Here is a 25,804-nt window from a genome sequence, read left to right on the forward strand (position 1 = left end):
CGCTTTATGCGCGGTATCCAGGGGATCTTGCTATAGAAATGCTCAGCGGCATCTTAAAATATCGTTCTGGATACCGCGCATAAAGCGCGGTACGTAGGAAAGCAGTACGTAGAGAAACTTAAGTGGTACATGATAAATTTAAAAAACTGACGATCGTTCAGGGACAAGCCGCGGGAGTGGGAATAAAGCTGGTCTGGTTTTTCAGAGATGTGTAGAAGATACAGTTGCATCTTTAATCTGCAAGTGAAAAAGGCTTTAAGATTACATTATAAATGCACTCTTGTGAGGAAAAATGAAATTTTTATTCGCAAAATGTCCAACCTCGATGTTTTCAATTGAGGTATAACGGCTTTTATTTTTTATATAATAGATAGGGGGATGTGAATTAACCTCCGTTTGCTCCCAGTGTTCCTGCAACATTCTGTTGCGGTGGGGTTAATGGCTGCAATTTTTCTGTTTCCAGATACTGTGCCACAGCGGGTTGCCCCTCAGCCCATGTAAGGTATTCTTGAAGCGGAATAAAACTGCTAGGTATCCGAGTTCCTTCTGAGTAAGGCAAAGGACGTAAGAAATCAGCAACTGAGGTACAATTATTGACTACTCCTTTCTCATGAAGAAAACGAATTAATTGATAAAAATGTAATGTATCCGGTTTATAATGCCCACTGCTGTTACTAATCATCGCCACCATCCCATCTTTAACCAGCCACATTCCAGCACAACGCACTTTACGCCCCTGAAACAGTGAAGAGTGGTGAAAAACTCCTGCTTTATGAGGATGAACATGGAATAGGTTATCATTAAATTTATCCCATACAAAAGCTGATCCGCCATAGGGCATGCCCATTTTAAAAAAGAGGTTTTTCAAACGTGCTGTATTTAGGAGAGGGGTTTCTGCTAAAGAATCTTTGGAAATAATTTTCAACTTTTTATCGTCGATTTTAACTTGAACTTTATCTCGTAATTCATAATCGACTGAAGTGACCTTCGTTTTATAAGCGTCTGTCCAATTGTCACTCACACCTTCTAAGGCGGTTGTCAGTGGATGCTCTTCTAACCATAAAAAAAAGGGAGGCGGGTCAATTTCTCTAACCCACTCATAGAATGCAGTATTCATGGGGTAACAGGCACGGTTGAAACCTTTTTCAATATCACTGTATTTAAATTCAATTGTGCGATGAGCAGGATCTAAACGTTCGATTAAAGTTGCGCCAGAAAGACGTAATAAAGGGTTATTACAATGGGTTTCTTCTCGCTCTTTAAGTGTTCGCAGCAATTCATTCTTTAACACGTGTCGGGGCTTAGCTTTTTTATAATAATCCTTTAATTTTTCTAGATAAATTGCCTTGTTTTCAGCGAGTTTTTGGATAATCACTAATGGTTCCACCACTTTGGGTTCTGTTCCCATTAAATGAGTGCACATATTATTTATCTGAGAAAGTAATTTCATTCTTTTATCGAGTAATTCTAATTGTGTTTTTGGAATTGAATGATACTTTTGCAAGGCTTGGGTAACCGGTGCTAGAAGAGTATTAACCTCACTTGCAGTTAATCCACACTTTTCACATAATTTTTCCCAATCTTTGAGATTTGGAACATCACGCCACATAAGACCGAGCTTCAAATAGTATAATTAATATAATATTAGGACAATATTTGCGCACATGACAAATTTATTGCGAATAAATAAACAAAACTGACGTCTAAAAATGTATGCAAGGAATAAATTAAGGAAACAATTACAAATCACGGCCACAAGCTACCAGGATTTCTTATAGTAAGATCCAGATAGTAGAAAGAAGCTAATCGTACTCATTTTATTTCTAGTATGACCAATTATTAATAATGATGTTTAAAAAATGCTTTTCTCTTTATATGCCATACTATATCTATATTAATTGATGGAGTCTAATCAGAATATGGAAATTCATACTCCTCAGAAGCCATTACGCATTTATCTCGTTCATCAAGATCCCAATATAATTAAGTTAATTGCAAACGAACTGAAAGCATCAGGACATATCACGTTCTCTACAGATAATACGGAGGATATACTCGTTGAAGTGAATAAAATCAAACCCGACTATGTATTAGCTGATCAAAAGACCCCCACTGAAAAGATCAAAAAACTTTGTAAATCAAATATATATAAGGTCGTCATTCTCTCTTTAGATCCTAGCAATAAAAACATTAACCCATATAAATTAGGTGCACATGGTTGTATTTATCAAATTAACCGCATTGAATTATTTACTGATCAACTTAATCGTATTATTGAAGACAAGATTGATATTGAATTCTGGGGGATAACGGGTGCATTTCCTGCACCAGGAAAAGATTTTATCAAATATGGTGGGCACACTTCATGCGTCACATTAAATTTTGTAAATGAACGCGCGATCATATTAGACGCAGGTTCTGGAATAATCCCATTAGGTAATGAGCTAATCATCAGAAACCAAAACCCTATAGAGGCGGATATTTTTATCTCACACGAGCATTGGGATCACATACATGGATTAACATTTTTTAAACCATTATATCATCCTGGAAATCGATTCAATTTTTATGGCCCACCACAAGGAGTAAAAAGCGTTCATGAGTTACTAGCAGGACTCATGGATGGCTTATATTTTCCAGTTAAAATTGATAATTTACCCTCTACCATTTCATATCATGATTTAATGGCGGATCAAAATTTTAAAATTGATACTATCAAAATAGCAACTATCGCGCTTCAGCATCCATGTGCAACATATGGTTATAAAATTCAATATAATAATAAAATCATAAGCTATATAACTGATAATGAACTCTATGATAAATCATACCACTTATATAATGCTGATTTTGTACGTAATCTTATTAAGTTTACAATGGATTCAGATATTTTAATTGTAGATTGCTCATTTACAGACGAAGAATACGATGCGGGACGGGTGTCATGGGGGCATTCCTGCCCCAGGCAAATAAGTGAATTTGCACACTTGGCCAATGCAAAGCAACTTATATTACATCATAATGACCATCATGAAACAGATAAGATTGTTGACGCCAAATTGATTGCGACACAAAAGATGTTAAAGAAATTCGGTTCAGAGGTGAAATGTATTGCCCCTGTATACAGACAGATATTGCGTGTCTAGTAATATATAAGTAAGCTTTGGCCATTTTTGCTCTCACCAACCAATCCTGGTTTTTCTAATCCTTTGGGGCAGAATACCCTGAGGTATCGTCTTTTTTTGATGAGAAACCTCCACTAATTTTTTCGTCTACGTACCGCGATTAATTTCTTCGCTTACCTACCGCGCTTTATGCGCGGTATCCAGGGGTTCTTGCTATAGAAATGCTCAGCGGCATCTTAAAATATCATTCTGGTTACCGCGCATAAAGCGCGGTACGTAGAGAAATTTATGCGGTACGTAGAGAAATTTATGCGGTACGTAGAGAAATTTAAGCAATACGTAGAGAAATTTAAGCAATACGTAGAGAAATTTAAAATGAAAACTATCCCTCAGGGCAGAACCTACTTTCTAAACAACTCCCTGGCGTTATCAGCTAAAATTTTTTGGACTAGATCCTCTGTAAGATTCGCTTGTTTAATATAATCAACAGCCCTGACGTATTTATCTTGATTTGCATAAGGGTAATCTGTACCTAACAGCAAATGATCCGAGGGATAAACATCAACAGCATTACGCAAGGCTGGAATATGGCCATGAGCAACTGTGTCCACCCAAAATTTCTTTATAAAATCACTGGGCTTGCCGTTTATCTCACCCTCTCCCCAATCTGTATATAAATTATCAATACGTTGCATAATCATCGGCAAATATCCGCCGAGGTGGGTGCTAATAAACCGGATATCCGGGAAACGTGAAGTGACACCAGATAAAATCAAATGCAGCACGCCATAAGTGTCCTCAAATGGAGCACCAATCATCCACGTTAGACCAAAAACCTTGGTCTGCTCTCCGGTGCAACAACCGGCAGGATGCAAAAAGACAATCGCTTTTCTGCGATTTAGCTCAGCAAAAATGGCCTCAAAACGGTTTGCTTCGACAATAGATTGCTGCAAGACAGTGGTCGTCAGGGTAACTCCCCACATCCCCAACTCATCAAAGCAACGTTTAATTTCATCTAATGACTCCTGGATATGCGGCAGAGGAAAAATCCCAAATGCCTGGAAACGTTTTGGATATTTAGTAATAAGCTGCGCGTAAAGATTATTGGCCATTTTTGCACTGTTCACGGCATCCTCTTTATTTGCAAAATAAGGAACTTGAGGCACCATTGAAAGCACTTGTAAATCCACGCCAGCGGTTTCCATTACGGCAAAGCGCGCCGCTAATTCTTGCTCATCGGTTCCAGCTTTCATATAGCGAGCCACATTAACCAAATCCGCTCCTTTTTTTTCAATATCATCAAGATATTCTTTGGGAAAGCAATGTGCATGAACGTCAATAATCATAGTAAATTACCTCTAACGAAATATGAATTAACTTTAAGTATAGCTAGGTTAACTGAGAAGCAATAAACATCTCAGTACGTGTCTTGTTGTGACTTAACGACCTATCATTAGTTGACAGCAAAAAACCTGTACTCTTATGAAGTTTCTTCTGTGGTATGAAATTTGAACTCTTCTCAGCTATAATTTTATTTAAATCGATCAATTTGTTTAATTATGAGACTCCCAAAGGCTATTGTCCCTTATTCAAATAAGGATGCCGCTCATCTTGCTAATAAATACGCCAGAGAATTCATAATAGAAGGCGCAACTCAACTTATTAATAATACTTATCATATTGATAAGAGAAAAAGTCTAAGTGAAGCAGTAAAAGCTATAAGGGAAAAATCTCAGGAGTCTGCAAGCTCATGGTTGGAGTTTGACTATTATATTTATGAGTTTTACCAATCCATTGAATGCAGTAAAAAATATTCAATTGGGAATTGTAATGAGCTTTCTGAACTGGCTTTAGATTATATTGCTCATTATGTTCCTCACGTGAATGCAGAAGTTTTTCAATTAGCAGGTGGCAATCACGTCGTACTTGTAGTGGGGAGACAAAAAGGTAGTGATCCCAAGAAACCAGAGACTTGGGGTAAGGATGCTTATATTTGTGATCCTTGGTCTGATGATGTATATCCTGCTTCAGAATACCGTTCTCGAACTAAAAATTACTATCAGGAATATGACGAAGCTTCAGATGTTTATACGAATCATGTAGAAGATTTTAATCCTTCCAAACATACTTTTAACCCAATTAGAAATTATAATACCGATTACCTCAGAAAATATAATACTCAAGAACATATTGTTGCTGTTTATGAACTTTTTCAAAAAAAACAGGGAGTAATTATTGCAGCAGCAGTAAATTTGGAGAACGCTCTTATAGAAATTAGCAATAGGTTAGAAAAAAAATATGGTGTAAATAATGAAAAATACCAAATTATCCAACGAAAAATAAATGAGGTACGGAGTGCTACCGAACAACTCACTAGAGACTTTGCTAAGCCTATTGATGAATCAAATAATTATTATGAAGTTATATCTCAATTAGATAAGACGCTGCGACAATCAATTAAGACCTATATTAAAGCAGCAGAAATAACAGACGAAGAAGCAACCGCTTTAGCCAAACCTGTTGAAAGGACGAGCCGACATTCCCCCAAATTTTTTCATTCGAATTATGATGTAGTATCAAAAATTAATGATGCTTTAGAAGCGTCTAGCGATATGTTAAAAAATGTTATCGTAAAAAAATAACCCAATTATCCTTAATCACAAACTGAAATAGAACTCATCGATTTAGCGAGCGTTTGGCAAATACCCTCTTATCCATTACCTTTCTCCATAATGGGGGGCAAAGAGCCAGAATTATCATTCCCAAATAACCTGAAGGAAGCTGGGGACTTGAGTCAATATGCCTTAATAATTGATAAGGGCGTGCTCCATGAACATGATGATCGGAATGCCTTTGCAGTTGGAAAAGGAGCATATTACTAAGCCAATGACTCGCATTCCATGAATGTTGCTCTGAAACTTTCTCATAGGATCCATTAGCTAGTTTCTTGCGTTCCAAACCATAATGTTCAATATAGTTAATGACTTCCAACAAAATAATGGCGGTCAAAGATTGAAGAATGAAGAAAAAAAGAGCACTCCATCCACCATAATAAAAAAGAGCCATTGCTAAAATAATAGGCATGCTAATTATCCACCAGAACTGATTTTTCAAATGGAACCATGAATATCCCAGACGATTTAAACGCTTGTACTCTATGTTCACAGCAGAACGAAAAGAACCAATGATTGTTCTAGGTAAAAACTGGTATAAACCTTCCCCTAACCGAGATGTTGCAGGATCTTTGGGTGTAGCCACATGAACATGATGTCCACGGACATGTTCAATAAAAAAATGGCCATAGCATACACTGACCAATAATAGTTTACTTAGGGTTTGATCAGTGATGGAGTTTTTATGCATGAGTTCATGAGCAAGAGTAATTCCAATCCCCCCTGTCAGAAGTCCAATTGATAAACTAAACCCAATAAACTCTGTTGCTGTTAAAGGGAAATGTATGAGCAGATAAGTCGCAAGTATCAAAAAACAATATTGCAAAGGGACATACATCCAGGTAAGAAGTTTGAAATATCTGTCCTTTAATAGTATATGTTCTTGAGTACTCTCTGGATTGTCTGGATCAACGAACCAAGTATCAATCAGCGGAATCAATGTGAATAATATAAAAAAAGGGAGAAAAGTATAAAAATCACCGAAATAAAAACCAATAAAAGGCAGTATCACCAACAAATAAGCCAGCATAAAACACAGTTTTTTACTTCGTTTCATTATGAATATCCTTTCATTTCCTCTTTATAAATATAGACGGATCATTAATATTATAAAAGCCGCACAACCTCTTGAAAAGATGCAAAACTCCAACCCACAAGGAAATTTAATATAACCTATCTTTTTCAGATTTCTCCACGTAAAAAATCAAGATCAGCTAATTTGCTCTTGCAACGCTTAAATTAGCATTTAATTGTTGAAAATTGTAATATCTTTTATCAGAACTTAATATTATTTTAAAAGAATAACTTAATAAAATATGAAATACCATCAAGCTGGATCAGGCTCTTATAGAAGAGAGTCAGCCCCTAACTTTAAGGTTGGGTCAAAATGACCTGAGGGATCGTCAGTTTTTCATTTAAAATTTCTCTATGAACTTGTAAATTTCTCTATGAACTTGTAAATTTCTCTACGAACTTGTAAATTTCTCTACGAACTTGTAAATTTCTCTACGAACTTGTAAATTTCTCTACGTACCGCGCTTTATGCGCGGTATCCAGGGGATCTTGCTTTAGAGAAACCCAGCAGTATCTTAAAAGATCATCTGGATACCGCGCATAAAGCGCGGTACGTAGGCGAAAAAATTATTGGCGGCTCTTATAAAAAAGTGACGATACTTCATGGTCAAAATGACCCAACCTATTAATATGTTTATGCTTTTGCTTTATAATCACTCAATTGTTCTATAATTGCTTGGTTAAACTCGGGGATATCATCAGGCTTTCTGCTGGTAATTAAATTTCCATCCTTAACCACAGCCTGATCGACCCATACTCCTCCTGCATTAATTAAATCAGTTTTCACCGAAGGCCAAGAAGTCAGCCGTTTATCTTTAACGGCCATAGCATTAATAAGAAGCCAGGGGCCATGACAAATAGCGGCTATGGTTTTTTGTTGTTCATTAACTTTTTTTGTGAACGCTACAGCTTCAGGTAAAGTCCTTAATGTATCTGGATTCATTACTCCTCCAGGTAGGAGTAATGCATCAAACTCGTTTGGATTTGCATTTTCCAAGAGTACATCCACATCAAAAGAATCTGCTTTATCTGCATGATTCCATCCCTGAACTGTTGATTTATTTGAAATAAGAAAAGTTTGCGCTCCTTGATCTTGCAAGGCGCTTCTAGGCTTTACCATTTCTACTTGCTCAAAACCATCTGTCAATAAAATAGCTATTTTAAGTCCCTTAAGTGAATTCATAGTTATCATCCTGAGATAGAGTGGATTGATAAAGAATAGCCTGTTGTACGATTTTTACAATTTAAGGAAAACATTACACTTTTGAGAATGAATGTCTATTTTTTCAATAAGCTTACTTGTTTATTTTTATATTCAATAGTGTCTATAATGAATCATTGTGTCACACTATGGGGCATCTACTATGGACGGTAAAATTGAAAAACAGCCATTCACACTCACAATGCTAGGAACACTCACTGACTTTACCCCCGAATTAAAACAAACTGCTAAACCTTCTCCTTATACTAAGGGAGCAAAAGTAAAAGATTATCCTAAAGGAGAAACATTGAGTGTAGTTTCTTCTTTAATTAAAACAAATCTCCTTCCTAAAGCGGCAAAAGTAGATGCAAAAAATCCATATCCTTTTCAAACTGATGAAATTACTGTAATTAATGGACCTACAACAGATGGTTCTAATGTAGGAGAGAAAATTGCCCTGGGCTTGGTGGCAATATTAAAGGCCGTAGCCCGTGGACAAACTCGAATCAACATTCTTGCTCATAGTAGAGGCGCAGTTGAATCGATTTTAATAGCCCATGAATTGCAAGCAATACAAACAATTATTTCTGGATGTACTACCTTTGAAGAAGTATTGAAGCAGTTGGCTGAACAGCAAACCAAACGATACAAGGGTACACCAAAAAATAATACGCCAGATATTATAGAGCCTATAAAATCCCAAATAAATTTAATACCCAAAGAAGAGCAAGAGCAATGGTTTAATAACCTAAAAACACATCTGCCACCTAGCTCAATAAACTTTTTTGGTATAGATCCTGTCCCCGGAGATTGTTTTCCGATTACTTGGTATGACGACCGATTTTTTATATTGCCGGAAATTATAAAAAATACTGAATTAATCTACTATGCAAACGAACGTTCTGATTGGGGATTCACTCCGATTTATCCTGAAGTAATCTCTAAAGAAAAACAAAATCTCATTTGTTACTCCATGCCCGGGCATCATGGGACTGGCTCAAATGGAAACGATGGTTCCCAACAAGGAATCATTGTTTCCCCCGATGGGTATAAGACCACCCATGTCCAAAAATTAATGATATATAAGGTACTTAATTTCTTATGCAAGCAGCAAGTTGAATTTAATGATGCCATTCAAATCTTTCATCAATATACTGCTTTAGGCCGAAAATATTCGGGAATGGATGCTGGAGTCAAGTCAATTAATGTAACGACTCTTGATTTTCCCACCATTTTACGGACACTTTATGCGGCGATCTCCAAAAATCAAATTGCCTATGAGGCATATAATTCAACCCATTATTCCTACATGGGCCTGATAAAGCAACGCAGAATTTTGCATAAAGGACGTGTCTATGGTCTTTTCAATGATGTATTTACTACTTACTCTGGCTATGTTAATGAAGAACATGCTTTATTAATGCAAGCACATTTTTTTAAAATTTTTGGTCTTGATACTAAAAGAAAAAATCTTGCCGAGCTGATCAATACTGCAAGCAAAGTCCTAGAAGAAAGCATAAAGAAAGTCGCCAATAAAGAAACATCAATCCTGGATTCTGAAGTGACTCGCAAAAATGTGTTGGAAACATTTGGTATCGTGATTCGTCAGGTGAGCCACCAATATTTAAATGAAGATTGGTCTCCTATTGAGAAACAAGAAGAAAAAGAGACACTATATCAATCCATTATTGATATATTTACTAAATTTGAAGAACTCTCTGCACTAGATAATTCAATGATTAAGCAGTTTATTACCTCACTGCTTGAATTAAGTTTCACCAGCATAAATCATACCTTGGTTGTTCGAGCTCATGCATTGAAAAAAGATTTTAGTTACTTCCAAGAATCTATAGACAATCGCTTCACCCACTTTTTTAGTGCATTATTAATGCAATTAAATCACATCGAAAATAGCTCTCCTGTTATTCTGAATGAAATTATAAACTCTGAAGAATACAAAAAATTACCCAACCACCCTACAGCCATTAAAATAACTCATATCTATAAAAAGCTGACTGGAAAAGGTGTTGAAAAATATACCATCGAGGAACTTATTAAGAGCTATGAAGAGCAATTTGCTGATACTATTGAAGATTTTGCAAAACTTTATCAACAAATTCAGATTTTTATCTATGACTTGGCGGCTTTGCGTGGGATGGTCCCTAGCAAAAAAATTGAAGTAGATGAACTGTGCTTGCTAAAACAAGCTAATGAATTAGTCGCAATCGCTGCAGAACGCTTTTATAAAGAGAGGCCAGAGAAGCTTCCCCCCATTGCTGAGCCTGGTTCTTTCATGAAATTGACAGAACAACATGCTATTGAGCATTTTGGTATCGTGGATCGCAGCAAAGAAAAAAATAAAGAACCAGAAAAAGCCAATGTGGAGACAGGCGGCTACCTCTCAGGAGCGTTCTCTTTCTTCTCAAGAATGATATACGGCACCCCAGTTACTGTTCCCCCTAACGGAGAAGCTAACCCAAAAGACAGCGTCACACCAACTCCTATATAGGGATAACTTCAATATGATCAAGCATATCCTCCGATGGATCTGGCTCCAACACGAAACGCGGCGGAATGTAGGCATTTTGAGGGTTATTTCATGCTATTCCAGGTATTTACTGCCAATTCACAAAGTTTTAAGAGTGTTAATATTCAATTAATATTAAAGTGGTATTATACAAAATGTAGCGATATTAAACTCCTAGGTTATAAATCACTCATTTTATCGCTACATTAAACTTTTTCATTTTGCCGCATGGGCAATTCTTGCTGACTCATTAAATCATCAATAGAAACTTAAAATAAATCCCTTCCCGCTGTCCATGACGATAAAGCATAGGATTTTTTATGAAACAAGCGGCAAAAATTAGCAAAAAAATGCTTCGCTATTGCCATTGACTGGGGTAAATGCAGTTTGGTCTCTGCATGAATCGCATGAACATCTTCGGGTTGTAGATAGCGACGTAAATGCTCTAAATAGTCTGGGTGTTCGAGCCACCTTTGAATCAAATGGGCATCGACCTCCAAATGAAACTGGAGCCCCACACTTTTATGATGACAAAAGGCTTGCACACACTGGCTGTTTTCTAAAAGTACATCAATACCTGGTGCTGTCTGATTTGCAAATTGATGCCATTGAAAAACATGGAGTGGAGGATCGAACAGTCGAAATAAATCATGTTCACCACATTTGTCTACTCGTGTCCATCCAAACTCAGGTTTGTCTAAAACATAACAGCTCCCACCCAAAGCTATATTCAGTAGTTGAGAGCCTAAGCAAATGCCTAATATTGGCACTTCTTTAGCAATTGCTACCCGCAATAATTCTATTTCGTGAATTAGATGAGGGTACACATCAAGCTCATTAGGATGCATGGCACCGCCAAGAACAACAATGCCATGATAACGATTCACATCCACTCGCTGATGAGGATCTCTGGCAAAATTGACGTAGCGAATACGCAGCTTCATCTTTCTTAAAGTATGAATAATGATACCCAATGGTTCATAAGGAGAATGTTGTAAAACCAGAATTCGTGCCATTATTATGTTATTTTAATTAGTTATTTTAAGTATAGCCTGATGATATCGGTAATTTAAATCCTGGAATAATAGGAACAGCTTTTTCCTCATAGCAGGTGCCGAATTCTTGCAACTGCAGATCTTCTGGATCCCGCGAACGAGTCGTGGGATGGGACGTCGGAGTAGAGATGGACTGGGTTTTCAGTGAGTTGTGACGAGAAAATTCAGTTGCAATCACCTGAATTTTCTCCATTATATGTTGAAGACAACCAAATGACGGTCGTCCGGGCTTTTGAGACATTGTTGGATCGCTTCAATGCGTAATACTTTAATTTTTCTATTAATTTCATGTCCGATGTAGTTCGAAGCGAGTTCTTTGGTGTTAATGGATTTGGCTGCTTGAAAGACATTTCGTACTTGTTCTATAGACGAAGGGTCTTGCGTACACAGCTCAAAAATACGTAAGCAATTGTCAAAACGTTCTTTATTATGGAACGCACCGATGTTTGTCAATAAATCCAATAATTCACCTGCATTCAGTTCAGGAACACGTCGAAATTGCGCCAAATGTTTACTCGTTAATAACGCTAAATCACGGTATTGATTAGGTATGTTAAATTGTTTGCAAAATGCACTTATTTCATTTTGGGACTGGTTATGCATCAAAACAGCGAAACGAACATACGCCGAATCTTTATGATTAGCGGCTCGTTGCAGCGCTTTAATGCTGGAGTCTGATATATCCATATCGGGGATTAAAATACTGTCTGCACCACATTGTTTGAGCACATCGAAGAAATTTTCCGGATATGCTCCCATAAGTGCACGTTCCAGTTCCTTCCAGATTTGCTCAGAGCTCAATTCACAGACTTTCTTTTCAGCAACCATCTGTTTCATAAGCACCATCGTTTCCGGAGCTACTTGAAAGCCTAAGCACGCGGCAAAACGTGCAACACGTACTAATCGAAGAGGGTCTTCAATAAATGTTGGTGATACATGCCTTAATATATGATGCTCCAAATCAGCTTTTCCATTATAAGGATCAATCAATTCACCCAGTTTTTCTTCTGCAAATGGTAAAGCCATAGCATTTATTGTCAAATCTCGACGACTTAAATCATCCATTAAAGTAATTGTAGGAGAAATGTCAAACGCAAAACCAGCATGACCACTGCCTGTTCGCTTTTCGCATCGCGCAAGGGCATATTCTTCTTTAGTTTCGGGATGTAAAAATACAGGAATATCTTTTGCTTCTTGGCCACTATGTACTGGTTTATATCCCAGTTTTAACATAGCGTCCCAGGTTGCACCCACAACAACCCAATCATTATCTTTGGGGAGAACGCCACGTAATTTGTCACGTACTGCGCCTCCTACTAAAAAAATTTTCATAAGTTTTAAAAATTTGCTGACAAATTGATTATTTTATATTCATATAGGGAAAAAATCAATGTATTTGGTTATTTTTTAACGATTATTGAGTTACTGTCGTTTTGAGAATGCATCCAATTCTATTAAAAAATAATATGATTTACGCCCCTACTTGAAATCTTGGTCAAATGGAGCGAGGATAATAAAAAATATTTTTTATACTTAAAAAAATGAATTTATTTACTGCTGCAGTTCAAGTTAATCCCATAGAAGAAAATATTGTGCAGACCACCCCTGGATATTTTACGCCCGTATTTTTATACGCGCAAATTTTAAGCATACTAATTGGTGTTGTCTTTCTTTTCATAGCGTTTTATATACTTCGACCAAGAGAAAAAGAGCAAAGACGCATCCAAGATCAATTTTTATTTTATTTGATCTTGGGGATTTTTTTTATTTGTTGCCCTTTTTTACTTGAATATTTTGGATAATTGATAGGGTACATCAATTTTTAATCGTGAATATTCTCAAGAAAACCCTCCAGATTTTCTATAACAGATAACAGATTATCATTTAACTGCTTTACCTCTTTGCCAGGTAAATTTCCAGTAGACAGGCTTTGCATCAACATTCCCTGCTTTTCTAATTCACGACACGCTTTTTTTGCCTTTTCAGTAAGAAAAAAATGATAATAACGCTTATCCCGTTCATTGCGAATTCGTAGTACAAGCTGGTCTCGTTCCATCTTATTAAGAATACCGACAACCGTAGGCTGTTTAAGCCCTGCACTTTTTGTGAGTTCCATTTGAGTTTGACCGTCTCGTTCCCATAAACGAACCAGGAAAATGGTCTGACTATAGGTTACACCAAGCTTCTCAAGATTAAGATTTGAAACACGCTCAAACAAACGGGCTGCTTTTTTAATTAATACACCCGTATGTTCATTCAAATTAAATGTCATGGACTTCTCCTTTTTGAATAATATATAGGCGCCTATATATATTGACAAGATTCTATTCAACCAATATCATGGCCACACTTTTTTTATTTATAAAGGGATTTAATTATGCTCAAAAAAAGCTGGATGCTATCCATTTTCCTGGGTATTTTCAATGATGTCACCTATTCCCTTCCCCTCAACTCAACTTTAGCTGTTGTTGAAGAAAATGCAGACCGTATCAGTTTCTATAATCCCGATACAGGCACAAGACAGGGCAGCCTGAAACTTGCTTTTCTCCCCCATGAAATCGCTGTTGCACAAGATGGAAAAACAGCATATGTCAGCAATTTTGGCATTAGAGACTACGATAGTGGATCTGGCGTACCCGGCGTATCAATCTCTGTCATCGACTTGCCAAATCAGGTAGAGAAATATCGGCTATTTACTTTTGAATCATTAGAAAACAAAGCGTACTCAGACATTGATAGTGCGCCCCATGGCGTTAAATTACGCCCTCCCTTCGAGAAACAACTTTATGTTAATGTAGAAAAAGGGGGCAAAATTATTGTTTTTGATGTGGATACCAAAACCATTGTCAAAAAAATTGAAGTGAGTCCCCATACACATAACTTGATTTTCTCCAAAGATGGAAAAACCTTATGGCTAATGGCCGGGAAAGACGGCGTCATTCGAATCGATCCTGATTCAGGAGTGATTACAGGAAGTTTAACATTACCCTCAGCGGTACGGGGTCTAAAATATACTCCAGATAATCGTTCTCTTATGGTGTCGGCTGTGAATCAGATCGTCTTTATTGATCCAGAGACACTCGCCATTAAAAAACAATGGAACAATTTAAATCTGGGTCCAATTCTTTACTCGGATATTACGCCAGACCAAAAATATGTATTAGCGCCAGCCCCCTTTGATCATCAAGTTGCAGTGATTGATGTTGGTTCGGGTCACGTTATAAAGCGATTAGTCACTGGCTTGAATCCCATTAATGTTCTGGTTAACCCAGATGGGCAATATGCTTATGTATCCAATGCAACAGACAAGCATCTGTCTAAAATAGATTTGCATACGTTTGAATTCACTTCTATTCCAACCCATGCTGGCCCTAATGGTTTAGCGTTTATTCCTGAATTTACTTCAAGCATACATAAAAAACTGCGCATGGGCGTCGCTTTACCATTGACTGGAAAAGAGGGTTCCAAAGGTCGTGAAATGCTTAGAGGCTATGAATATTGGAAAAGTACCGTCATCAAAGGCGGCGGTCTTTTGATTGGCAATCAAGTTTATGATCCCGACATTGTTTATCTGGACACTGAATCCAATCAGGATAAACTCAAAAGGTTGACGCATGAATTACTTACACAATATCGAGTGCAAGTACTGCTATCCACTTATGGCATGGATACTTACAACCTTGAAAAGGAAATTGCAGATGCCCAACATATCATTCTCACCCCCTCTCCCGGCGAGGAAATGGTTTGGAATCCTGATCATACCGCACGAGGTTATGATTATTTTGTGACCACAAACCTTTATGAAAAAGGCTATGTCTCCCAGTACAACTTCAAACCGTCTTCCTTGTCCGCTCTGGCTTCTGCCATTGGATTGAAATTCCAAAACGCGTGCCAAATAGCGAATACTTTGGATTATCAAACAATAACAACGTTGTTAAACGAGGGAGATTTTCACTTATTTTATCCCTAAATTTATAAATTGAACCGCTTAAATCAAGGAATTAAAAATTATGTTTTGTTACCCCAAAATACTCTTTATGTTATTGGCTTTATTCATAGTATGTACCAACGTACTGGCACAAGATACAGATTATGTCTTTAATCCCAATGATCCGCATCACAGTCTTTATATTCCTGATGCACCCACCAAATCTCCTGCTATTTTATTGTTACATGCCAGCACAGGTATTGAACAAGTTAATTACGATTGGGCTACTCGATTAAAAGAACATGGGTATGTGGTATTTATAATTGATAGCTTTAAACCCCGGGGTTGGGAAGATCGTCGTTCCGTAGGCTGGGAAAAAGCCACACAAGCACAACTTGATGATATCGTTCCAGCCTATGAATATCTTAGCCACCTTCAATTTGTTGATTCTGGACGCATAGGAATTTTAGGATTTTCCATGGGAGGTTTCGATGTACTGAAAGTCATGGAGTCAGTGCAACACGATCCCAAGCCTTATCAACAAATTCCCTTTAAGGCAGCAGCTTCTTTTTACGGTGTATGTCATAGGCTCGCGGAAGGAGCGCAACTCAGAGCGAACACAAAAATATTTATTGGCGACAATGATGATCGATCTACAACGCAAGATTGCATTCATTTAGTCAATCGAAGCACTGATAACAATCAAAATGTTTCCATCCAAATTTATTCAGACGCCTTGCATGGATTTGATAACTTTGAGTTTCCTGCTTCAAAAGAAGTGATTGATGAAAAAGGAGAACATTATCATATTGGTTTTAATGAGACAGCAAGAGTACAAGCATTAGAAGACTTACCGGAGTTTTTTGACCGCTATCTCAAGCCACATGCCTAAATGGATAAACTCCCAAATCGCAACGTTCATCTAAATCTCCTACTTCGGATACTGAAGTAGGAATAACCAACAAAGACCTATAAAAAAGCGATGGAGTAGATAACTTCATCAATCCAAACTCCTCCTTAAACTTTGCATGTTAGAGAACTTGGCTGATATGACTACTGGACAGCTCATCATTTTCGATAACCTCTCCTATTACGTTATCCACCTCATCATTTTCCACTTGCATAACTTTTTTAGGCATTGTCTTCAGTGTTGCCTCATATGCTAAAAGTTCATCAAAACTTTCAAAACGTCGCATCATAATGCTACTTTTGCCTTTTTCTTCAAGGATCATTTTATCCAAATAATCGATTTGTGGATTGAGCAATTCAATGGCTTGTGCCAGCCCTTCTCGGTGTTCGCTTAATTGATCACGCAAGGAAGTGATTTCCACAATTAATTGTTCTTTAAATGTCGATCTAGCCTGCTCATCTAATCGATCTATTTCTGTCTGCTGTAGTAGACCTAAATTTACTTTATATCGAGCAGCCTCCAACTCTTTCGCATTTTGTTTAATTTTAACCTTGACTTTTTCGGGGTCATCACTAGCCAAAGTGGAAAGAAAATTTATAATCCCCCCCTTTTCTTTTTTTCCTTTCGCTGTTTCAGCTTCTTCAAGTTGTATCCGTAATGCTGCTTCCGCCTGTTCTAACTTCTTTACTGCTTTTGTATTCTCATTGAAATTTTTGAAATATTCTGCAAAAACCCGCTTGGTTGTTTCGTCAGTACAGTTTTGTAAAGCTCCAGGGTAATTGTGTGCGGTCAAACCACTAACCAATGTACGATTACTAATATGTCTTCTTGCTTCAGCAGAAAACGATTCATCATCATTTAAAACACCCTCGCTATTTAATAAATTGATATGGGTATTAATTTTTGTTACGGTCTCATTAAATTGCACTGGCAATCCTTCCCCAACTGGAAGTACAGGTTGTTCCCCAGTAATGGGCCTCGAAATTTTTGTTTCAATGTAGTTGTGGAGTTGGGTATGTTTTTCTCGCAGGAGACGTGCTTCTTCTGTTTTGCTTTGATGCTGCGCTATAAAATTACCTAACTGAGTATTATAGTGAGTAAAACCTGTAAATACCGCTTCCTTACCCGCCCCCTCTACGACTAAGTCGAAGTATTCACTAAAGCCAGTATGTCCATGCTTAATTGAAACCTGTTTTACACTGTCAACATCTTGGAGTCCGGTTAAAGTTTTTTGCACTTGTTCCGCTTTATTTGATAGATAGCGACTGTTATCCATTAACTCAGGATATTGCTCACTCACCTCTTCTGATTTGGGAAGTAGCTTATAAATTAATTCTTGTAAGAATTTAAGAAGGGGTGAGCCATTATGTTGTAATATCCTTTTATGGCGAGCAAGACACTGATCGATCTCGGAAAATGCATACAAACTTTTATTATTCTGACGAATATCTTCTATTTCTACTTTAATTGCATTCCATTCCGCTCTCGCTTCTTTAGCTGTTTCCGTTTGGTCTTTTTCAGGATATTTCTGCTGTATTTTTTTGTCCGTTTCAGCAATAAGCGATGAATACTTCTCAAAATGTACGTCAAATAAAGCTTGTTCACGGCATTCAGCTCTAAACGTTGGAGGTAAATCCGCAACACGTGCCAAGTCATCAAAAGTCCTTAAGGTATTTTTAATGAGATCACGTGTATTTTTATGGCCGAAAGAAGGAATCCACAAATCCTCCAATTTGGCTTGGTGCTTTTGTAATAATCGATAGAGTTCTTTTATTCTTTCCTGTTTTTCCTCTGAGCCGGCATTAGTAAGTGCATTAGTAGCCTCCAGGACTTCTGCCACTGCTTTTTTAACAGCAGTCCGTTCTATAAAGTAGAAGAATCCTGTCTTCTCTTTCGCCCAAGAAAACATGTGATCCAAATCATTCGCAAGTTGATTCGCCACAGTATCAATATAATCAGTTTGCAATTGGTTCATTATTCTAGGTAGTGATTGTTCCTCAGCATCCTCTCTAGGTCCATCCACTTCATGATCCACTTCATGAGAAAAAAGACCCTTAACCTGATTATAAACAGCAAGAAACTCGACCACTACCGGCTGCATGCGATTTCGTTCACTTAAGGACCCTTGTGCTTTAAGATCCTGAAAAGCTGTAGCAAATTGAGTAAATATCTCTTCTAAGCGCTCATTACTTTCGGCTTTCTCCCCTTCCAATAAAGGAAGTCTGATTGTATCCTTTAAAGAGGTTCGTTCAGCCACATCATTGAAATTACTTGCAATTAACTTTAACTGCGTCCAAGCTGAACGTTGTTTCATCTCCTCGGGCACACCATCGGTTCCACCAAAGCGCAATACAGCAGCATCCGGATCCAAACCGGACTCTATACGTCTTAAGGCAAGTTCCTGTTCTTTGGCAGTGGCTTTTCTTTCCTCACGTGCATTAAATTTACTTAACTTTAATTGCTCAGAAAAATCAATCTGAAGCATATATTCTGCACGCAATTGTTCAACAGGTACATTGAGCTTATTCTCCGTTTTTCCGCTTAATTTAACTCGAGTCTCAGCCCAAATCCTTGCCGCATCCACTTCAAAACTTTTTAATGCTGCATTAAGATCTTGAGTGATCAATTTTCCTTTAGGATCTCGACGAATATAAGGATTAGGATATTCTTTCTTTGGATCAGACTCTTCAAGTCTCAACCTCCATTGTTCAGTGAGCTCTGTGATCAATCCCTCACGCATCAATAAGAGTGATTTTTTAAGCTCTTTACGCTCTGGTTCACTATGTAAATGATTCAGAAATCCTTGCCACTCATCAAATTGCTTCATGGCAACCTGTTGAATCATAGCAACTTCCTGGATAAAGTGTCGTTCAACAGCCGCTTCTTGATTCATTATTTTTTGAATTTTTTTCAGCGTTTTTGCCCGTTCAGCAGAAGACATTTTCATCAGCGAACCAAATTGTTGCCTATGGGGTATATCATTTTCATCATAGATAGCAACATATTGACCCACTTTTCCATTACGTGCTGCTCGACCAATGATTTGGCGCGTATTACGCTCTGTATCAAGATAAGCCTGGATAACAAATAAGCCATCGTCATGTTTTGGATCGATATCCGTCCCTCTACCAAGTAACGACGTGGAAATCGTAAAGACATTAGGTTGACCTGCTTTTTCAATCATCCGTTGACGTTCTTCTTCAGATTCCTCACCAGTAATTATTTGCAGTTCTTTTCCCTCAATTTGCCCTGCAGGAGAACCTAATTTGTTATATAAGTCACGAGCCTGGTTAATGTCTTTACAAATCATTAATACAGGTTGTGTTTGTTCACTATTTGTTTTTATAAGCGAATTATAGTGTTTCTTAATTTCATCTACTTGAGCCGTTCTTGATTTGGTGACACGGGTTTTTAATTCTTCGCGAAGATTTTTTTCATGAGGAGGAATACTGATCGCCTTTAAGCCATATTTAACCTGTTGCTCCATTAATTCATGAGGCACACCTACAGTACCTGAAATACCTATAATCCTGCCTCGCTCACGATGAGCATCAATGAAATCCTTGGCTGATTCACTAGCAACAAATAACATTTCTGGATCAATCGGGAATAGACGCCCTTTTGTATCTTCTTTTTGTAAACGAGCCTGGAGGAATTGTTGTTCACTATTAGAAAAAATAGCGCCAATCTGTGGTACTGTATTAATTAAGGGAACAACGGTATATACCTTTTTTTCTTCTCCATTTATATTTCGTTTTTCCTCTTGAATAATATAATGGGTACCAGGGATTCGGCGCTTAGCGACACAGGCTGCACTCAACCAGTTATCAAATTTTTTATCTTCTAAACTGGCTAATAACTTTTTGTTTTCCACAGTTCCTGCACGTTCATCCAAAAAGGTTTTAAGCTCTTTAATATCACGTAGCCTCGTCCATACATCTCCTTTATCTGGATTAAGATTTTGGAATTTTTCCTGATCGATAAATTCATTAATTAATGGATACACCCAGGCAAAAGGATTATCTTCTGTGTCACCACCACCCTCTACTCCCATTGCCAAATTAAAGAGTGTCTTATCTTCCAACGTGACATAATCTGACTCATCAAGAATTAAATGAGTTGCAATTTCGCGGCCATCAACCGTTGCAGTGAGTGATTCACCCTCCAGTTTGGCTCGTGAACGATATAAAGATAGATTAGCAACGTTCGAATAGTTAATACCGCCAACTTTATAAGTTCCAGCAGGTGAGTCAGAACGCACAATAGCCGAAGGAATCCCCATACAATCGAAAAAGTTTACCGCACCTTTTTGAGTGTAGTCTTGGTCAACCAAGCCCATATTGGCGGTACATACATTAACTGTATCACCTTTTGCTTTTGCCCATTGTAAGGCAGCAAGTAATGCTGTAGTGATGCTCTTTCCTTCACCGGTATTGATTTCCATTAATAAATTATCAGGATTATCCAGGGAGAGCAGCAAAGTAATCATTTGCGTTGTTCGCGGAAATTTTCCAGTACTGCGGAAATGCATTTCACGCATAACTGCCAGCAATTTTAAATTTATTGCGCGTTCTTCTTCTGGAGTATGGCCTGGAGTCCTTAATTGTTTGATTAACTCATCTGAAAGTTCACGCAGTTGTTCACGGCTTGCCTCGATTAATTTGGGGTAAGTTTTCTCCCCAACCTTAAGTTGGAAATCTTTTCCTATGGCGTTGATGTAAACAATTTGTTGAGTCAAATCATATTGTTGTTGCGGGGAGAGATTTTTATTTTCGAGAATACCTTTAATCCCCGTTATTACTGATTGAATACGGTTTGTCTCGAATTGATCATGAATGATTTCCTCAGTGGTTTTAACTTTACCTGTTTTTGGATCTACGGTAGGAGCACGGCCAGATTTCGGATCTTTATCAAAATTTGTTATAAATTGATCAAGTGCCTGTTCATTATCTGCTAGTGCAGTCAATAATTTATCTAATTTTGGGTAAGGTTGATAAGAAAATAAATTGGCAATTTTATCTAAAGAGAAAGTATGTTTTACTAAACCTGCTTGGAGTGACTTAATCTGCTCGAGTGTTATATCGTTTGCAGTAGCTGAACGAGTAATAATTTTAATCCATTTCGCTTGTGCTTGCGGATCTTCGGGTAAACTGTCAAGCAATTCTATATAGGTTTGCAATTCCAACTCATTGCAATGAGTACATTTTTTTAATAAAAGTGTGGTCAAAGGGACTATGGTCGGCGTGCTTACTACCTTACTCTCAATCGCCTTCGTTGTCGCGCTTATAAATTGGCTAATAACCACATCTGGCACTTGTGGAGGAATGCGTTCGATGACACTCACAAGGCGGTTAAATAATTCCTCGGATTGCTCTTCATCAATATTAGGAATGGACTTGAGCGCTATCATTTGTCGGAGTGGAAAAAGTTCTGGTTTCGTTAAATTGTGATTTAAAGAAGCTTTTAACAACGCTTTATAAGCTTCCACACCCAGTGATTCACTTGACTTCACTAGAAGTTTGACTTGTTCCAAAGATTTTTTAATTGTTTCTATGCTGGGTTTATGTGTCTCTAAAGCATTTAAAATAATATTGAGTTGCGATTCGATAGACACATTAGGTTGTTCCAACAAATAACTCATGATTTGAGTCATTTGTAACATCTTAGGTATTTGGAAATGAGGCAGATTAGCAGGAGAGTTAATTAATGCCAGTACTCTTCGATAGTCCGCTTCATTACGATTTCTAATCCGAATGAGTACATTGGTAAATCCATTAACTATGTCAAAACGATCACTGTATTCTTTTAATGCATTATCAATTGGTTTTCTATCATCGATCCCACCTAAGGCATCTGTTAGAAACTTATTAAATGGTTCATTAGCGGTTTGCAATACTTTGATTGAGCTATTTAGATTTTGCTTAAAACGCGCTTCAAGATTTTCTTTGAGTAAAACCATTAACGTTTTTCTCTCAAAGAACGCAGCCAGTTTATCTTGATGCTCTTCCCCAGCCAGGTTTAGAATTTTTCCTCGTACAAAAGGTAAGACTGGAATTTTGGCAAACTTATAATTAACAAGTTTCGCTGTTTCGTCGTCCAAATTTTTTAATTTTTGTAATGCCACTCCAAGGTCAACTGGTTCTATTGCTAAAGAATCTTTAAATTGATCGACTGCAGAACGAAATGCTTCAGTATCCTTTCTTAAGGTCTTTGTTGCTCTTTCTTGAAGTAACCCTGGAAGATTTGGTACTATATCTTCAACAATAGCCTTCTCAATAAGCTCATTGAAGTTCATGCCTTTAAAGAAATCTTGAAAAACACCAACTAATCCAACCAATGATTCATTAATTGGCTCTTTACCAATTTTGGTATCAGGAAGAACTTCTTGAACTAACTTTAAAATAGCCTCTCGATTATTATACTCTTGGGGATACTCTTTTATTGCGAGCAGGATCTCCGACAAATTATCACGAGAAGGTAAAGAAGTAGATCTGGAAATGTCTATATCATCTATTACAGAGAAGAATAGATCGCGTTGGCTTCTTGGTAAAAACCGTACCATTCCTGCTAAACCAAGTGCTTCAGTACTAAAATCTCCATCTGTAAGGTCATCACTAAGCAATGAAAGCATCGCTACAAAGCGTTGCATATCTTCTATGCCTTCAGGATTTGAATCAAATATACCTTTTATTTGCCTGGAATCATTCCCTATAAGTTTCTCTTCGAACTGTGGATGGGCTATAACATTGACCAAACGATGAAAAGACATGTGTGTTATCTGATTATTGCCTTGTACCTCCATGCTCTTTCGTTGCTTGATATTATCAAATATAAGATAAACTTTATCTCCATAAGTTTTTAGTAGGCTTAATGTTCCATTTAGCCTACTATTAAAATCAACTTCTAAATCCTCTCCGGATAAGAAATCTATAATTTTTTCTAATTCAGCGGGGGTTGGAGTAAATTTAGGATCAGAATTTTTTAAGCTGCCTAAATAACCCACCAACTGAACACGAGCACGAGGAGTACCTTTCAAACTTTCTTGATAACGTGCGATCCGATTAATAAGAGAATTTACTTCAGCAACAGGATCATTTATTTTCTTTAATGCATTAGGTCCCGTCGTCATAAATGCAATAAGGCTCAGCAATATCGCTTTATTTCCTTCTGGTGATTCTGATTCTTGAAAAAACTCCGTGTTCTCATTAACAAGTTGTACCATTTCTTTGTAAGTATCTAATGAAAATGCCCAATCTTGCTGACCAATAAAGCGATAAAAAAATTCTTCCGATATTTTATAATCAAATTCTTCATTATTATGAGTAAAATTTATTTTTGAAAAAAAATCTGCACGAGATCTAAATGAATAGCTTAACGGAGCACGTTCACTCTCTATTTTAATTCCCATTTCCTTGGAAACCAATTTGTAGCCATCATATTGGCTAGCATGATACGCACCATAAGGGCTATAATCCAAGCCTTCCAAGCAAGCTAATTGTTCCTCTCTGTCACTTGCATTACGAAGAATAGTTAATGCTCTATCTAACGCTGGCTTCATATGCCCAAAGTTCTTGATAGGACACGCAAGTGGGAGTTGTTTCAGTCCTAATTTCCCCATCTCCTCGAGAAAAAAACTGTATGCTTCGAACAATTCATTAAAATCGGTAGGAGCTCCTGCTTTTTGATGTTCGGTTACAAGGGATTCCCACCATGTCAATTGTGGTCCAGTGAGTTTGGCCATATTTTCCAGATTTTTCAGGCCACGCTCAGTCAGTAAGGTGTCATAATTAAAGTTGTTTTGCAGAAAAACTTTATCAAAAGTTGTAAATAACTCTTTATCTTGGAGAACAGACATTTGCTCGAAAAACTTTAATATCCCTCGATCACCATTATTTATTAGTACCCTGGCAAGTCCCTGGTACTGTTTATCGCTAAAGTTAAATGAACTCAGACGGCTTTTAATCATTTCCAAGCGTTGCGGATCATTGCCTACTAACTCAGCTAAGAAAAAGTTGAATGACCCCTTTATTTTTGATGGAGTATTGCCAGTTAATTCTGCGAAACGTTTTTTATAATCCTTCGCATTTGGGTATGCCTTATTAAACTCTTGATTTTTGCCATTTAATGCAGAATTTATGTACTCTGGTGAACGATCTTTTCCAGCAAGAAGTTGCAGAATGAACTGCTGATGTGAACCAATTGATTCAACAGGTTCAGCCAGTTTCAGCGTGAGGGGATTAGTAACATTTTGATATTGAGGTGCTGGGCTGTATCTTAATATTGTATTTTCGTCCTCTTTTTCTAGATAAAAGCCTGAAGGTAAATTGTCAAAGACCAACCCATATCTAAACTCATTATAATTGCGAATAATCGCTTCCATCGCTTCTTTTTCGACAGCTGCAATACGTTGTTTTTTATCAACTTTATAAGCATCTTTCCCTACTAGGTTATGCCATATTTCTCCCAAATCGATATTTTTACCGGGATGAATCTGATTAGCAAAATCTCTTAATTGCGCCTCAATGTTAAGTTCTGTTATCAATTCACCATGAGGATTTTCTTCACTTTGAGCTTTAACAACAAGCTCGAGATTCACGCGTTCTCTTTTTTCCCGCGCCTTCCGATTCGTAGTTTGTTGAACTGTTTGTTGTTGCTGTTGCTGCTGCTGTTGCTGTTGTTGTTGAATTTGTATGCCGCTCTCTTTTACCCCCCTGACTAAATCTATCTTGGCTTTACGAAGGCTTTTTTCAGCAGGCTCTTTCCCTTTTACTTGATCTTTTGGATCGGGGTGTTTTTGGCTGAATATCTTTCTTTTGGCAACTATATAGGCATCGGTAAGAAGTTTGTTTTGCTCAATCATTTGCGGAGTCAAAGCCTCATGCTCTTCTTTTTGCACGTTTATTTGAAAAGCAACTTTTTGTTTTTTAATAATAAATGCCAGTAACTGGGCAAATTCATCTTCTTTTAGCGCTTCAGTACAACGAACAGTTAAAGAGAGTAAGGGTTCTGATTCATCTTTATTTTCATACTCGTCTAAATACTCAAATACAGAATTTAAATTTTCAAATGAAGCATCATTTACAAAAATTGTCATACTTTCTACTCCATCATTCATTGATACTGGATAATATGGAAAATAATTGCCATTTGGTTTTTTATTTGCCCTATTGGCTATAATTATAGCAATCAATATATTAAGGAAAGCTGAACAAACTCAAAAAAGAAAATTTTGGGAAGAGAATCATAGACTTGGAAAAATGAAGTACAGATAATTCTGCATCTCGAATTTAAAGAGTAAAGTAATCTATACTT

13 protein-coding genes are annotated in these 25,804 nt (G+C 37.3%); 5 read left to right on the forward strand and 8 right to left on the reverse strand.

Annotated features, from left to right (window positions below):
* Nucleotides 1–385: 385 nt before the first annotated feature.
* Entirely contained in the window at nt 386–1,609 is a 1,224-nt protein-coding gene (locus FOLKNPGA_RS11325) for a hypothetical protein (protein WP_182350008.1), read from the reverse strand.
* Nucleotides 1,610–2,063: 454 nt separating this feature from the next.
* Between FOLKNPGA_RS11325 and FOLKNPGA_RS11330 the strand changes: the two genes are divergently transcribed.
* Nucleotides 2,064–3,146, forward strand: coding sequence for an MBL fold metallo-hydrolase (locus FOLKNPGA_RS11330; protein WP_182350009.1), 1,083 nt, complete (start codon nt 2,064–2,066; stop codon nt 3,144–3,146).
* A gap of 380 nt (nt 3,147–3,526) precedes the next feature.
* Here the strand turns inward: FOLKNPGA_RS11330 and FOLKNPGA_RS11335 are convergent, their stop codons facing one another.
* Nucleotides 3,527–4,471, reverse strand: a complete 945-nt coding sequence (locus FOLKNPGA_RS11335; protein WP_182350010.1) for an amidohydrolase family protein — start codon at nt 4,469–4,471, stop codon at nt 3,527–3,529.
* Between the two features lie 213 nt (nt 4,472–4,684).
* Here FOLKNPGA_RS11335 and FOLKNPGA_RS11340 point away from each other — a divergent pair, with 213 nt between their 5' ends.
* A complete protein-coding gene (locus FOLKNPGA_RS11340; RefSeq protein ID WP_182350011.1) occupies nt 4,685–5,767 on the forward strand; it encodes a hypothetical protein in 1,083 nt (360 codons plus the stop codon).
* A gap of 34 nt (nt 5,768–5,801) precedes the next feature.
* Here FOLKNPGA_RS11340 and FOLKNPGA_RS11345 read toward each other — a convergent pair whose 3' ends face one another.
* Together FOLKNPGA_RS11345 and FOLKNPGA_RS11350 are read right to left on the reverse strand one after the other, a co-directional pair.
* Nucleotides 5,802–6,854, reverse strand: coding sequence for an alkane 1-monooxygenase (locus FOLKNPGA_RS11345; RefSeq protein WP_182350012.1), 1,053 nt, complete (start codon nt 6,852–6,854; stop codon nt 5,802–5,804).
* A gap of 651 nt (nt 6,855–7,505) precedes the next feature.
* Nucleotides 7,506–8,054, reverse strand: a complete 549-nt coding sequence (locus FOLKNPGA_RS11350) for a type 1 glutamine amidotransferase domain-containing protein (RefSeq protein ID WP_182350013.1) — start codon at nt 8,052–8,054, stop codon at nt 7,506–7,508.
* 181 nt (nt 8,055–8,235) lie between these two features.
* Here FOLKNPGA_RS11350 and FOLKNPGA_RS11355 point away from each other — a divergent pair, with 181 nt between their 5' ends.
* A complete protein-coding gene (locus tag FOLKNPGA_RS11355; protein WP_182350014.1) occupies nt 8,236–10,581 on the forward strand; it encodes a hypothetical protein in 2,346 nt (781 codons plus the stop codon).
* 287 nt (nt 10,582–10,868) lie between these two features.
* Here FOLKNPGA_RS11355 and FOLKNPGA_RS11360 read toward each other — a convergent pair whose 3' ends face one another.
* The 3 genes from FOLKNPGA_RS11360 to FOLKNPGA_RS11370 all read right to left on the reverse strand — a co-directional run bounded on the left by FOLKNPGA_RS11360 (nt 10,869) and on the right by FOLKNPGA_RS11370 (nt 13,926).
* Nucleotides 10,869–11,615 carry a type 1 glutamine amidotransferase gene (locus FOLKNPGA_RS11360; RefSeq protein ID WP_182350015.1) on the reverse strand — a complete coding sequence of 249 codons (747 nt, stop codon included), beginning with the start codon at nt 11,613–11,615 and terminating at the stop codon, nt 10,869–10,871.
* A gap of 231 nt (nt 11,616–11,846) precedes the next feature.
* Nucleotides 11,847–12,986: a CCA tRNA nucleotidyltransferase gene (locus FOLKNPGA_RS11365; RefSeq protein ID WP_182350016.1), complete on the reverse strand. Its 1,140-nt coding sequence runs from the start codon at nt 12,984–12,986 to the stop codon at nt 11,847–11,849.
* Between the two features lie 490 nt (nt 12,987–13,476).
* Nucleotides 13,477–13,926 carry a MarR family winged helix-turn-helix transcriptional regulator gene (locus FOLKNPGA_RS11370; protein ID WP_182350017.1) on the reverse strand — a complete coding sequence of 150 codons (450 nt, stop codon included), beginning with the start codon at nt 13,924–13,926 and terminating at the stop codon, nt 13,477–13,479.
* Nucleotides 13,927–14,031: 105 nt separating this feature from the next.
* Between FOLKNPGA_RS11370 and FOLKNPGA_RS11375 the strand changes: the two genes are divergently transcribed.
* Together FOLKNPGA_RS11375 and FOLKNPGA_RS11380 are read left to right on the forward strand one after the other, a co-directional pair.
* Entirely contained in the window at nt 14,032–15,624 is a 1,593-nt protein-coding gene (locus tag FOLKNPGA_RS11375) for a hypothetical protein (protein ID WP_182350018.1), read from the forward strand.
* 40 nt (nt 15,625–15,664) lie between these two features.
* Nucleotides 15,665–16,474, forward strand: coding sequence for a dienelactone hydrolase family protein (locus tag FOLKNPGA_RS11380; protein ID WP_182350019.1), 810 nt, complete (start codon nt 15,665–15,667; stop codon nt 16,472–16,474).
* Between the two features lie 139 nt (nt 16,475–16,613).
* Here the strand turns inward: FOLKNPGA_RS11380 and FOLKNPGA_RS11385 are convergent, their stop codons facing one another.
* Nucleotides 16,614–25,586, reverse strand: coding sequence for a hypothetical protein (locus FOLKNPGA_RS11385; RefSeq protein WP_182350020.1), 8,973 nt, complete (start codon nt 25,584–25,586; stop codon nt 16,614–16,616).
* Nucleotides 25,587–25,804: the final 218 nt, after the last annotated feature.

It is taken from the genome of Legionella sp. PC1000 (genome assembly GCF_014109805.1).
In the GTDB taxonomy this organism is placed as follows: domain Bacteria; phylum Pseudomonadota; class Gammaproteobacteria; order Legionellales; family Legionellaceae; genus Legionella; species Legionella resiliens.

Excerpts from the sequence above, each read along its gene's own strand:
- FOLKNPGA_RS11355 (WP_182350014.1), top strand. The coding sequence starts at position 8,236 with ATGGACGGTAAAATTGAAAAACAGCCATTCACACTCACAATGCTAGGA.
- FOLKNPGA_RS11325 (WP_182350008.1), bottom strand. The coding sequence starts at position 1,609 with ATGTGGCGTGATGTTCCAAATCTCAAAGATTGGGAAAAATTATGTGAA.
- FOLKNPGA_RS11360 (WP_182350015.1), bottom strand. The coding sequence starts at position 11,615 with ATGGCACGAATTCTGGTTTTACAACATTCTCCTTATGAACCATTGGGT.
- FOLKNPGA_RS11385 (WP_182350020.1), bottom strand. The coding sequence starts at position 25,586 with ATGACAATTTTTGTAAATGATGCTTCATTTGAAAATTTAAATTCTGTA.
- FOLKNPGA_RS11350 (WP_182350013.1), bottom strand. The coding sequence starts at position 8,054 with ATGAATTCACTTAAGGGACTTAAAATAGCTATTTTATTGACAGATGGT.
- FOLKNPGA_RS11375 (WP_182350018.1), top strand. The coding sequence starts at position 14,032 with ATGCTCAAAAAAAGCTGGATGCTATCCATTTTCCTGGGTATTTTCAAT.
- FOLKNPGA_RS11335 (WP_182350010.1), bottom strand. The coding sequence starts at position 4,471 with ATGATTATTGACGTTCATGCACATTGCTTTCCCAAAGAATATCTTGAT.
- FOLKNPGA_RS11370 (WP_182350017.1), bottom strand. The coding sequence starts at position 13,926 with ATGACATTTAATTTGAATGAACATACGGGTGTATTAATTAAAAAAGCA.
- FOLKNPGA_RS11340 (WP_182350011.1), top strand. The coding sequence starts at position 4,685 with ATGAGACTCCCAAAGGCTATTGTCCCTTATTCAAATAAGGATGCCGCT.
- FOLKNPGA_RS11345 (WP_182350012.1), bottom strand. The coding sequence starts at position 6,854 with ATGAAACGAAGTAAAAAACTGTGTTTTATGCTGGCTTATTTGTTGGTG.
- FOLKNPGA_RS11380 (WP_182350019.1), top strand. The coding sequence starts at position 15,665 with ATGTTTTGTTACCCCAAAATACTCTTTATGTTATTGGCTTTATTCATA.
- FOLKNPGA_RS11365 (WP_182350016.1), bottom strand. The coding sequence starts at position 12,986 with ATGAAAATTTTTTTAGTAGGAGGCGCAGTACGTGACAAATTACGTGGC.